Source organism: Desulfoluna spongiiphila, assembly GCF_900101345.1.
GTDB classification, from domain to species: Bacteria; Desulfobacterota; Desulfobacteria; order Desulfobacterales; family Desulfolunaceae; genus Desulfoluna; species Desulfoluna spongiiphila.
Window position 1 is genome coordinate 40,009 of record NZ_FMUX01000003.1, and the last position, 11,886, is coordinate 51,894.

The following is an 11,886-nucleotide window of genomic DNA, read 5'->3' on the forward strand; positions in this document are numbered from 1 at the left end:
GGTCCCTCCATGACCTTACTTGGTCTTAAATGTAAACACCCCGTCCCCGTCCACCAGCTCGGGGGTATGCTTGAGAAGCCGGCATCGCTCGATGTAAGCGACGCTGGGATTGTCCCCGGGGGCAAGGGCCAGCACCGCCTCAAAACGGGCGATGGCATCGTCCCACTGTTTCAGTCGGTAGAAGGAGAGGGCCTCTTTGAACGCCTCCTCCACCGCCAGCACATGGGCCGAAACATTTTCGAGGCGATCCACCAGGGTAAAGACCCGGATGGGCTTGTTCTTGCCTTTGACCCGGATGCAGTCGAGCTCCCGAAAACAGTAGTCGTCCTTCACCTGCTCCCAGGTCTGCTCCGAGAGCATGTTGGTGGTGCCGTAGGCCTTGTTCACGCCCTCCAACCGGGCCGAAAGGTTTACGGTGTCCCCGATGGCGGTAAAATCCATGCGCCGCGTGCTGCCCAGGTTCCCCACCACCACCGGGCCGCTGCTGATGCCGATGCGGGTGAGAATGTTGCCCCGGTCCGAGGGAATCATCTCGTTCACCTTTTCCCGACGAAAGGCCAGGATCACCTCGCAGGCGGCCCGGGCGTGATCCTTGCGATCCACCGGGGCCCCGAACACCGCCATGATCCCGTCCCCGGTGTATTTGTCCAGCAGCCCTCCCTGGTCCAGCACAATGTCCGTCACCACCTGAAAGTAATCGTTGAGCACCTTGATAAGCTGCTTGGGCGTCTTGTCTTCGGAAAAAGTGGTAAAGCCCTGGAGATCGGTAAACAAAACGGTGCCGTTGCACTCCACCCCGTCTAAGGAGACCTTTTCGGGGTCCTTCATGAGCTGGTTGATGACGTCTTCATGGAGGTAGCGGGAAAACACCGTTCGAATCTGGCGCCTTGCCGCCCCTTCCGTGACCATGCGATAAACCGCGGCACCGGATGCCGAGAGCCCCAGAGAAGCCATGGGAAAGAGAAAATCCGCGGCAACGGCGCCTGTCCGAAAAAGAAGCCAGCTGCCCCCCAGGGGGACCAGCAGCAACACACCGCTGGTAAGAACCGCAACGGAAAAGGAGCGCGAAGTAAAGGCCACGGCCGCAAGGAAGCTGCCCGCAAAAGAGAAGAGCACCAGCCAGCCGAACCCCAAACCGCGAATCCCGTGCTCGTTTAAATAATTGTCCAGGAGCGTGGCCTGGATCTCCCCGCCGGGATATGGCGCCAGGGCCGTAAAGGGGGTGGTCTTCAGGTCGGTGAGGCCCGGGGCCGTGGCGCATACCACCACGGATTTTCCTCGGTACGCGTCAGGGGGGATCACCGGCGTCTCCCCGCCCATGGCCTGAACAGCTGAACGCAGGGTATCGTAAAAGCTGTCGTACCGATACACCCCGCCGCTGCCCCCTTTTCCGTACCAGAACACGGTGTGATTGCCACCGGCGTCCAGGGAAAAGGTGCGATCCCGGGTCACCAGCTCCCTTTTCCGGGGGTCATAGCGAACCACCTCGTCTCCGGTGACCGACAGGTAAGCGGCAAAGGCAAGCTGGGGATACAGGAGATCTCCCACCCGAAAAAACAGGGGCATGCGCCGCACGGTGCCGTCGTCGTCGGACAGAAAGTTCACCACCCCCGTTGCGGCATGCTCGCCCAGGGAGGCAATGGGCTGGGTGATACTGTGATACGCAGGCAGCTGGAGGTTTTCGCTGTTTTCAAAGACCATGGCCTCGGTTTCAGGCAACCGGCCATCCCCGTTTGTGGACACCACCGAGCCCAGCACCACGATGCCGGTCTCTTCGATGGCCTGGGCAAAGGCCTGCTCCGAGGTCTCGGCGTCCACATCCAGTCGGTCCACTTCCCCTTCGGTGAAAAGCATGTCAAAGACCACGGTGCGGGCACCGGCTTCGGCCAGGTAACGGGCCACCAGCCCGTAAAACTCACGGGGCCAGGGCCAGTTCACGTTGTACGCTTCGGAAAAATTCCGAATGGAGGCGTCGTCAATGGCCACCATGACGATATCGGCATCGGCCATCCCGTCGTCTGTGACCATGCGAAGGGCGGCGTCAAAGGCTGCGTGACGCATGTTCTGGTAGAGGGGTGAGAATGAAAAAAGCCCCACCACCAGGGTTGCCACGCAGGCCGTGGCCAGGGCCGCCACCATGGCCGGCCAGTTCTTTACCGTCTCCATACCCCTCCTTTACCCACACCCATCCCGAATTCCCCTCACCATCCATGCCATGGGCCCGCCTTCAGAAAGCACCCCATGCCCGAAATGACGAGTGGCACCGGCATGTACATACACTAAAGTATAGCCCGTATCCCGATTTTCACCAGTGACCCGAGTCACAACCGCTGATATCCGGCGCGCCGGGACGACAACCCGGAGCACCCCCTTTGACAGGTGTTTTTATAAGGGGCCGGACAAAAAAAGGTGCCTCCGGCGGCAAGGTGTGCCACCTTGAAAGCAAGTTGCGAATGCGCTTTCCCCTTCGTTCCTCAGGGAAAATCACATTCGCCTTTGATTTTGATTGGCCTGAATCTATTTTTTTAAAGCCTGTTTGTTAAACTTTTTAAAAGTTTAGCCCCCGGCAGGGCCGCCGGAGGCAGTTTTAACTTGGCTGCCTCCGACGACAAGATGGCCCACCTTGAAAGCTGGTTGTCGCCGTGCTTTACCCCTCGTCCCGCGGGTCAAAGCACGGCGGCATTCATGTGTGACGTGTGCATTTATGTTGTGCCTGAGCCCTTACCCCCGACCAAACCCCTCAAGATCCAGGGGTTCGCCTTCCACGGTGAGGGCCAGGGGCATGCCCTCGCCCCCTGAAAGTACCACGGCCACAGCTTCCCCGCCGGCAAGGCGCGGGTGACGGCCCCTGAGGGCGGGAAGGTCCAGCTCTTCTAAGGCACGGGCCAGAAGCGCGATCTCGGGTTCTAGAAAATCTTTGTCTCCGCGCCCCTTGAAATAATCGGAGATACGGCGGTTGTGGAGCCTCTTCACCTCACTTGCGATGCAGTGTCGGCTCACGTCCAGTTCGATCTGTGTCACGGTCCCTCCTTGGGCTCTCTTCACTTCAGGGTTCGGCATCCCTTGGGGTTGGCTCCATGGCTGGTTGCAAAGGCACAAGGAGGCCGCGTCCCTGCTCCGCCCCCACGGGCAATCGCCGGTGTTTGGTGTCCGGCCCCACTTCCGGGATATTACCACCCCTTTTCTCCTCCGGCCATCCCTTATTCCTTCCGGCAAGCCCCTGCATTGCATGGAAAGAGCCATTTTGTCATTACTTCCCGCACCGGGACTCGGCTGGTTGGCTCTCCCCTGCTGTTTCCCGGGAGACTTGTCCCTGTTGTTTTATATCCCTTGAATTGACTTTCAACAGTGCCGTTGGTATTCTGATTAGATATGAAATCTGGAACCATCATCGAATACATAGATCAGCAGAAGCTGATATGCGCCGCGGTGGCCGACGTCAAGGGCAAACGCCTGCGACTCATCACCGAAAGCGATAAAGAGGTGAGCCTTTCCGCCTCCCGCATATCCCTGACCTCGGACGATGCCCTTTCTGAATCGGCCAGCCGCTCCACCATGGTGGAAGCCCTCAAGGCCACCGTCGCCCGTCGTGAATCCCTGAAACAGGAGATCGATCTCAAAGAGCTGTGGGAACTGCTCAACGAAGAAGGGGAGTGGATCGACCTCACAACCATGGCGGAATACTGCTTCTCCGAAGCCGTAACCTCCGACCACAAATCAGCCATCATCCGGGCGTTTTTCGAAAACCGGACCTGGTTCAAGTTCGACCACGACCGTTTCCTCCCCTACACCCCGGAGCAGGTGGAGCAGATGCTCGCCAAGAAACGGGAAGAGGAGCGGCGTAACAAGGTGATCACCGAAGGCGCAGCCTGGCTCAAGGGCCTTCTGGGCGACAAAAAGCCCGGCCCCTGCGACCATGCCATGGAGATCATCACCTGCCTGAAAGGGTGGTACATTGATGAGCGCGAGAGCCGCCACTTCGACATGGCCAAGGCGGTCCTCTCCGAGGCGAACATCAACTCCCACGAGACGGTCTTTCGCATCCTGGTGAAGCTTGAGGTGTTTGACGAAAACGAAAACATCGACCTCATCCGCATGGAGGTGCCGAGAAACTTCTCCGACGAGGTGCTCCAGGAGGCAAAAAAACTGGTGGAGGAAGCCCCCGTCAGCTTTAACGGCCGGCGTGACCTCACCCACCTGTCCACCATCACCATCGACGGCAGGTACACCACTGACTACGACGACGCCGTCACCATCGAGCGCCTGGACGACCGGAAGACCCTTCTGGGGGTCCATATCGTCGATGTGGCCGAATCGGTGAAACGTGGCAGCCTCATCGACCGAAGGGCCCTGTCCCGCGGCAGCTCCATCTACATGCCGGACCAGAAGATCCCCATGCTCCCCTCGGATCTCTCGGACAACCTCTGCAGCCTGGTGGAAGGCGCGGTGCGCCCCTGTATCAGCGTGATGATCACCCTGAACCGATTCCACGCCGTGGAAGACTTCGAGGTGGTCCCCACCATCGTTACCGTGCGCCGCCAGCTCACCTACACCGGGGCCAACACCCTGGCAAAGGAAGGAGACGAGGACCTCTCCACCCTCATCAAGATCGGCCAGGCATTTCGCAAGAAGCGCCTCGACAGCGGAGCCGTGCACCTGAGCCTGCCCGAGGTCAATGTCCATCTCGATGAAGAGGGCAACCCCGTCATCTCCACGGTGGACCGGGAGAGCCCCTCCCGCATGATGGTGGCCGAGTTGATGATCATGTCCAACTGGCTCATGGCAAGCTTTCTGGCCCGCCACAGCCTGCCGACCTTCTTCCGGCTCCAGCCCGACCCCAAAGAGCGCCTGTTCAAAGGGGAAGAGCCCTCTTTGTACCTCAACTGCATGCAGAGAAAGCAGCTCTCACGGGCCTATATCAGCCAGAAGGCAGGCCACCACTCCGGCCTTGGCCTGGACGCCTACACCACGGCCAGCAGCCCCATCCGTCGCTACTACGACCTCGTCTCCCAGCGGCAGATACGATCCGTCCTGGGCCTTGAGGAGCCGTACACCGAAGATGACGTGGCCGAAGTCTCCCAGCACCTCGACATCCCCATGGGCAGTATCGGGCGCATCCAGTCCAACAGGCGCCGCTACTGGATCCTCAAGTATCTGGAAAGCAAAATCGGCGAGCGGGTGGAAGGCCTGGTCCTTGACAAACGCCGCCACAGCTTCCAGGTCCTCCTGCTGGACTACATGATGGAGGTGATGCTCCCGGCCAGTGGCCTGAGCCTCAAGTCCGGCGACATGGTCCAGACCGTAATCCAGCACGCTGACGCACGAAAGGACAATTTGGCGGTGTTTGTGGGTTAGTGAGTAGTGAGTAGTGAGTAGTGAGTAGTGAGTAGAAAAATATGGCGGTGTGTCTGTGTCAAGTGGTCTTTAAGGCCTGAGATTCTCGGACTCATCGGTGGTTCGTCCCCACGAGCCACCCACCGCGACCCGGATTCAACACAAAAAAAAGCCCTGCCGACTCATCGGCAGGGCTTTTTTATTTGCAACGATTCGGCCCAACCTACATCAGGCTGCCAGAATGATTTTCACAGCTTGTTCATTGAGCCGTGGCCCATTGTCATGGGTCGAATGGTGACGCAAAGACACGGGCTCAGGCGGATTCCTCGGGAAAGATCACATTCGCCTTTAATGCCGAGTAGCCTGAATCTATTTTGTAACCATTCAGTTCCTAAAAAGCAGCCTCCGGCGGCAAGGTGTGCCACCTTGAAAGCAGGTTGCGAATGCGTTTTTCCCCTCGTTCCTCGGGGAAAATCACATCCGCCTGTCAAACAAACTTCGGCCTTGATCATCGTTTGGGTCATCGGCCTATTTGCATCCCCCCCCCCGAACACCCTTGTCCCCTGGAGCGCCGCACTCCTGTGCGGCACGGGTAACGACGGACTAAAAAGCCGCACCGGAGTGCGGCGCTCCGTTTCGGTCGATTTTCCTCGGCTTTTTTGAAGGTCGCGGCCCAAATGATAACCAAGACCCAAACTTCATTCAAAAAGAACCATTGCGGCCTGTTTGTTAAACCCGTCGTAATAAGATCAGGCAAACGTTTAGGCCGCCGGAGGCGATTTTGAACAGGTGGACTGAGTGGTTGCTTTTGTTTTTCGCGATCCGGGCCCGCTTAAGGCTGGCACCATCCCCTGCGATCATCTACAGTGCCCCCATGAAACCATGGACCCTCTACATCCTTGAATGCGCGGACGGCACCTTGTATACCGGCATCACCACCGACCCCCAAAGGCGCCTTGACGAACACAATGCAGGCGTCGGTGCCCGGTACACCCGGGCCCGCCTTCCCGTCACCATGGTCTACCAGACCTCGGCCAAAGACCGCTCCGAAGCCTCCCGCCTCGAATACCGCATCAAAAAACTGCCCCGAAAGGCAAAGCTCGAAATGATAAAGGCAGGAAAAACAGATCATGGGAAAACAGGTGATAGGTGACCGTTTGACCGCCGGAGATCTGCCAGCTGAAGCGATAATCTACACGCTTCGGTAGCGTATCTTATGCCTCCGAAGCATGCGGGCCGGTTCGCATACATCAAACATTCATATCGGACGAAGCCCGAGTCGAAGGCCCTTGCGATTTGGCCCGAGGCACGAGGGACAAAACGCAAGGGCAATCAGCTTTTGAGGTGGCTCACCTCGCCGCCGGAGGCACGCTTTTTGATCCGGCTTTGACCATAGAAGGCGCTTTCTTACCCGATCCTACGCCTGGAAGGCTTTCTCGGCCTTGGCTGCCACGGACAGGCCGTTAAAAAATTTTCGGGTTTCGGAAAAGACCACCTTGCTCAGGCCCAGGAGGCCGATGAGGTTGGGGATGGCCATGAGGCCGTTGACAATATCGGCCAGGGTCCAGATGAGGTTGAGGTGAAGAAACGAGCCCGAGGCCACGAGGACGATATAGATCAGCTTGTAGGGTTTGATGCCCTTGATGCCGAAGAGGTACTCTGTGCAGCGCTCCCCGTAGTAGTTCCAGCCGAGGATGGTGGTGAAGGCGAAAAACATCAGGCCCACGGTGACCACGTACTGTCCGATGCCGCTGCCCATGCCGATGTTGAAGGCGGTGTTGGTCATGGCGGCCCCGGCAAGGGAAGGATCGTTCCAGGTGCCGGTCATCACCAGGACCAATCCGGTCAAGGTGCAGATGACGATGGAGTCGATGAAGGTACCCGTCATGGCGATGAGGCCCTGGCGCACGCAGGAGTTGGTCTTCGCGGCGGCCGCGGCAATGGGCGCGCTGCCCAGGCCCGACTCGTTGGAGAAGACCCCGCGGGCGATCCCGCTTCGCATCACCATGATCATGGTGACACCGGCTGCGCCCCCGAAGGCGGCCTCGGGGTTGAAGGCGCTCTGGATCACCAGGGAAACCGCCGCAGGGATGCTGGAAAGGTTCAGGAGCAGAACCACGGTCGAGGCCAGGATGAAAAAAATCGCCATAAACGGCACGATGGCCGAGGCCACCTGGGCGATGCGCTTGATCCCCCCGACGGTGACAAGGGCCACCAGCACGGTAAGGATCACGGCCGTGGCCTCAACAGGAATATGAAAGGTCAGCTGGGCCGCGTCCTTGATGGCGTTGACCTGGGCAAAGGTACCGATGCCGAAAAAAGCCACGCCGATGCCGAAGAGGGCAAACATCTTGGCAAGGAACTTGTTTCCGAGGCCCCGTTCAATATAGTACATGGGGCCGCCGGACATCTGTCCATTCTCGTCCACCACCCGGTATTTTACAGCCAGGAGCCCTTCCGCGTACTTGGTGGCCATGCCGAAAAATGCCGCCACCCACATCCAGAAGATCGCTCCGGGTCCACCGGCCTTGACGGCCGTGGCCACCCCCACGATGTTTCCCGTACCGATGGTGGCGGAAAGGGCCGTGCAGAGAGAGGCGAAGCTCGAAACATCCCCTTCGGCTCCCTCCCCATGCTCTTTGCTGAAAAGATATTTGATCGCAAGGGGCAATTTGGTCATCTGCAGCAGGCCAAGGCCCACGGTGAGGTAGATACCGGTTCCCACCAAGAGGATCAAAAGGGGAGGCCCCCAGACAAACGAATCAATCGTTCTCAAAAGTTGTGCAAAATTTTCCACAGAATCATTCCTTTCCAGCCCGTGTGCGCACAATCAAAACAGGCGCAGGGGCATGATCACGGCATGTCGATGCCGTTTCAATGATGAAAATAAGATGAATAATGTGGATGAATGGATCGGTCTGCTAAGAGAAAGGCGTAAAAAAGAGGCACTACCAACTGAGGTTGTTTCAGTTTTCACGACAGACCACAAAACCATGCCGGAAGCGATACCGGAGGGTCTGATCTGCCATGCCACTCTGTCCCTTGTACCTGAGAGTTTCACCACGGTCCGTACGATACGGTCCGACAGCTTGCTCCTTCGGCGCTCAATAGAAGCGGCTCCGCACAACCAGGGGTTGTGCAGAGCCCCCGAATATTGAGACTCTCCAGAGGCTCGTCCAACAGCAGTCCTTTTTACCTGAAAGATTTACTTCTTCGGTGCCTTCCGCATCGCATCGCACTCGCTACAACGCGCCGGAAGATCTCTCCTGCTGTTTTCATCCGAGTTGTCCCCGCAGCGCATGGCGCCACAGGTAAGGCACTTCTTCTACACCTTCTGGAGAATATATCAAGCCCTGAACGATCGCCCGGGCAAAAAATAGAGAAACAGATCAAAATAAAGCGAAATCGAGTAAACATTGAAAACGAAAAACACGGACTGGAATTTTACGATACCGGGCCCCTCCCCCAGCGTTTATTTCCCTGTTTTCCATCCAAGGGGCCGCGTCCAGGTGTGACCACACACGTTACAGGCCCAGCGCCTGCGCCGGAAAAACCAGGGAAGCCCCAGGAGCACGAGAAGCAAAAGCCCCCACCCCACCCGCTTCCCCCAACCGATGTTGCGCTCGTAGTCCACGTCAAAACTTTCACAGCGGGGGCACCGCTCGTCCTCTTCGGCCAGGGGGTCCCGGTAGCCCAAAACCGCCAGGGCCTCCTTTCGGTCCGAGGCAAACACCCGCAGCTTGACCCCTCCCACGGCCTGGGAGTACCAGGGCTGGATCCCCACCAGGTTGTCATCAAACACAAAGGCCTCGATGCCGCAGGACTCAAGCTGGGCCTTTGCCAGGTGGGCGTCGTGGGGTGCGGTAAACGTCAAAATCGTAATTAAGGATTCTGTTGGCATCATGCTCTCAAATTGGGAAATTGGGAAATTGGGAAAGGATACGGCCAAACAGGAACAGGGTACACCCTTTCTTTCGTATTTGCCTGACCCCTTTTTCTTTTTTCTCTCTGTAACCATTCAGCTTATGCCTCCGGCGGCCCTGCCGGGGGCTAAGCTTTTGAAAAGTTCAACAAACTGGCTTCAAGGCCATTTTTCAAGTTTACGCCGACACAAATGCGGATGTGATTTGACCCGAGGAACGAGGGGCAAAGCTCATTCGTAACCAGCTTTCAAGGTGGCACACCTTGCCGACGGAGACTTTTTTTAAACTGAATAGTTACATCTCTCTTTTAGTTCACATTGACCCGGCGATGCAGGCGGATTCCGTACTTTTTCATTTTGCTCCGCAGGGTATTGGGGTGGAGCCCCAGGCGATCTGCCGCGCCGTTGGGACCAGATACCTTTCCGTGGGAGAGGACCAGGGCTTTTCGAATCCAGGATGCGGCCATGTCGTCGAAGGTACCGGAAAGGGGCTCCGTCACCTCCCAGACTTTTGTCTCCGCCCTGGGGGCGGGGCGATCCAAAAGGGTTTCGAAGCGCAAGGGGCGCCCCCCGGAAAGGATGAGGGCCCGTTCCACAAGGTTTTGCAGCTCGCGGACATTGCCGGGCCAGGGATAATCCATGAGGGCTGCCAGGGCGCCCTCGGCAAGGCAGGGGCGATAAGAGAGGTTCATCTCCCGGGTCTTGTGAAGGATAAAGTGGTCCACCATGGCGGGGATGTCCTCGGTTCGCTTGCGCAAGGGTGGGATGCTCAAGGGAAAAACGTGGAGCCGGAACCAGAGATCCGAACGAAAGGTTCCTTCCGCCACCATGGCCTCCAGGTTCCGGTGGGTGGCGGCAATGATGCGGACATCCGCCTGCATCACCCGGGTGCCGCCCACCCGTTCGAACTCTCCGCTCTGGAGGACCCTGAGCAGCTTGACCTGGGCGGCCATGGGCAGTTCTCCGATCTCATCGAGGAACAGGGTCCCTCCGGATGCCCGTTCAAACCGACCCACCGAGGTTTCAAAGGCCCCTGTAAAGGCCCCCTTCTGGTGCCCGAACAGCTCGGAATCCATGAGAGACTCGGGAATGGCACCGCAGTTCAATCGGATAAGCGGGCCTTTGCAACGGGGAGAGAGCTTGTGGATCTCTCCGGCCACCACCTCTTTGCCCGTGCCGGTCTCCCCTAAAAGCAGGACCGGGCTCTCCGTGGGGGCCACCTGCTCAATGAGGCGCCGCACCTTGCTTAACCCCCCGTGGGCCCCGATCATGACGTCACCGGTCATCTGCCGGGTATCACGCTGAAGGGCCTGATGGTCACGAACCAGGTCCTTGAAACGCATGGCATTGGCCAATGCCATGCCAAAGGGCTCGCAGATGTCTTTCATCACCTCGACATGGCTGTCGTTGTAGAGGGACTCCCCTGCCGCGGCAAGGATCAGGTTGCCCATGATCTCCCCCTGGCTCTTCAGAGCGCAGGAGATGGTGCAGCAAAGATTCTGGCTTCCTTCGGGGCGGGTCCTCACCGAGGGGAGCCAGTGCTTCACCAGCCGGATGAACTCCTTGTTGATGGGGTGGGTGTGGTCACGAATCCACGGCGTGGGGTTTTGACGGGACTCCTCGTGCCAGACGCCCATCATCTCCCAGGTGCCGTCTGAAATCGAAATCATCTCATCCAGTCCGACTCCCCCTTCGGCACAGGCAAGGGCGATGACCCGCGCTTTTTTCTGACCGTGGTCATAGGAGGTAATAAAGGCGCCGTCCAGGGGCATGATCCCTTTGAGGTAGGCATACGCATCAAACAAGGCGGACTCAAGGTCCAGGCTGCTGAAAATCCGTCGGGCGACTTCTCGAAATCGGTCAGACACGTCCCCTCCATTCCGTACTTAAACGATATATCGTAATCTATTCACGATATATCGTTTACCACAATCTCCCCCACGGCCACAACATCTTAATAATACAGGAAGTGAAACGCTGGCATGATATTTGGAATACTTCATAGACAGAGTATTCGGAGCCCACAAGACAGGATCCACCTTTCCACATCCGAATCTTCGCTGTGCCGGAGGAATCCGGGAACCAGGCATTCAGTCTCCATTCCCCTGCGAGCCGCAGGGGTCTGGATACATCCCCCCTTGCCTCTTTCGGATTCCTCCGGCGCATACCTTACGGGCTGTGCTTACCTCAAGGGACAAGCAAAGCGTTTCCACGCCCCAAGTAAAATTATGGGTGCCCAGGCAAAGAAAAAGAACAGCGTTCCCGAATGCGTACGCACCCCAGACAGGTGCAATACATGAATAACCATCGCCGCGTCCCTGTCGGCGTCACCAGCTTTCCGCACCACAAGGGCCTTTTTACATGGATGCCGACATGGAAAGGCCCTCCCTCCGAACCGGCCGGCCAGGCTTCCTGCCCTGGCCGGCCCTTTGGGCATCCGTAAAACACAGCCTCACTATCCCCATACACATACCGCTGCCATTTGACTGTATGACACCAGAATTCAAGGGGCTCACCTTGCCGCCGGAGGCAGTTCGGTTAAAGATGCCTCCGGCGGCCCTGCCGGAGGCCAAACCTTTGAAAAGTTTGACAAAAAGACTTTAAACAACATCACGATTTTACGTCAAACC

7 protein-coding genes and 2 riboswitches are annotated in these 11,886 nt (G+C 57.9%); of the genes, 2 read left to right on the forward strand and 5 right to left on the reverse strand.

Going from position 1 to position 11,886, the window contains the following annotated elements; genetic code table 11:
* Positions 1–15 precede the first annotated feature (15 nt).
* Both BLQ12_RS05525 and BLQ12_RS05530 read right to left on the reverse strand, forming a co-directional pair.
* Positions 16–2,166, reverse strand: a complete 2,151-nt coding sequence (locus BLQ12_RS05525; protein WP_092209105.1) for a CHASE2 domain-containing protein — start codon at positions 2,164–2,166, stop codon at positions 16–18.
* A gap of 555 nt (positions 2,167–2,721) precedes the next feature.
* Positions 2,722–3,021, reverse strand: a complete 300-nt coding sequence (locus tag BLQ12_RS05530; RefSeq protein WP_092209107.1) for a hypothetical protein — start codon at positions 3,019–3,021, stop codon at positions 2,722–2,724.
* A 351-nt stretch (positions 3,022–3,372) separates the two neighbouring features.
* Here BLQ12_RS05530 and BLQ12_RS05535 point away from each other — a divergent pair, with 351 nt between their 5' ends.
* Positions 3,373–5,355: a ribonuclease catalytic domain-containing protein gene (locus tag BLQ12_RS05535; protein ID WP_092209109.1), complete on the forward strand. Its 1,983-nt coding sequence runs from the start codon at positions 3,373–3,375 to the stop codon at positions 5,353–5,355.
* Between the two features lie 760 nt (positions 5,356–6,115).
* Positions 6,116–6,487 (forward strand): GIY-YIG nuclease family protein, encoded by a 372-nt coding sequence (locus BLQ12_RS05540; protein WP_254781991.1) that lies wholly within the window; start codon positions 6,116–6,118, stop codon positions 6,485–6,487.
* 264 nt (positions 6,488–6,751) lie between these two features.
* Here the strand turns inward: BLQ12_RS05540 and BLQ12_RS05545 are convergent, their stop codons facing one another.
* The 3 genes from BLQ12_RS05545 to BLQ12_RS05555 all read right to left on the reverse strand — a co-directional run bounded on the left by BLQ12_RS05545 (position 6,752) and on the right by BLQ12_RS05555 (position 11,124).
* Positions 6,752–8,131 carry an alanine/glycine:cation symporter family protein gene (locus BLQ12_RS05545; protein ID WP_092209111.1) on the reverse strand — a complete coding sequence of 460 codons (1,380 nt, stop codon included), beginning with the start codon at positions 8,129–8,131 and terminating at the stop codon, positions 6,752–6,754.
* Between the two features lie 236 nt (positions 8,132–8,367).
* A riboswitch (glycine riboswitch) is annotated at positions 8,368–8,504 on the reverse strand.
* A gap of 3 nt (positions 8,505–8,507) precedes the next feature.
* Positions 8,508–8,613: riboswitch (glycine riboswitch) on the reverse strand.
* A gap of 193 nt (positions 8,614–8,806) precedes the next feature.
* The gene (locus BLQ12_RS05550; protein ID WP_175469523.1) at positions 8,807–9,238 is read right to left on the reverse strand and encodes a putative signal transducing protein; all 432 of its coding nucleotides are present in this window, start codon (positions 9,236–9,238) and stop codon (positions 8,807–8,809) included.
* 326 nt (positions 9,239–9,564) lie between these two features.
* Positions 9,565–11,124 carry a sigma-54-dependent transcriptional regulator gene (locus tag BLQ12_RS05555; protein ID WP_092209115.1) on the reverse strand — a complete coding sequence of 520 codons (1,560 nt, stop codon included), beginning with the start codon at positions 11,122–11,124 and terminating at the stop codon, positions 9,565–9,567.
* Positions 11,125–11,886: the final 762 nt, after the last annotated feature.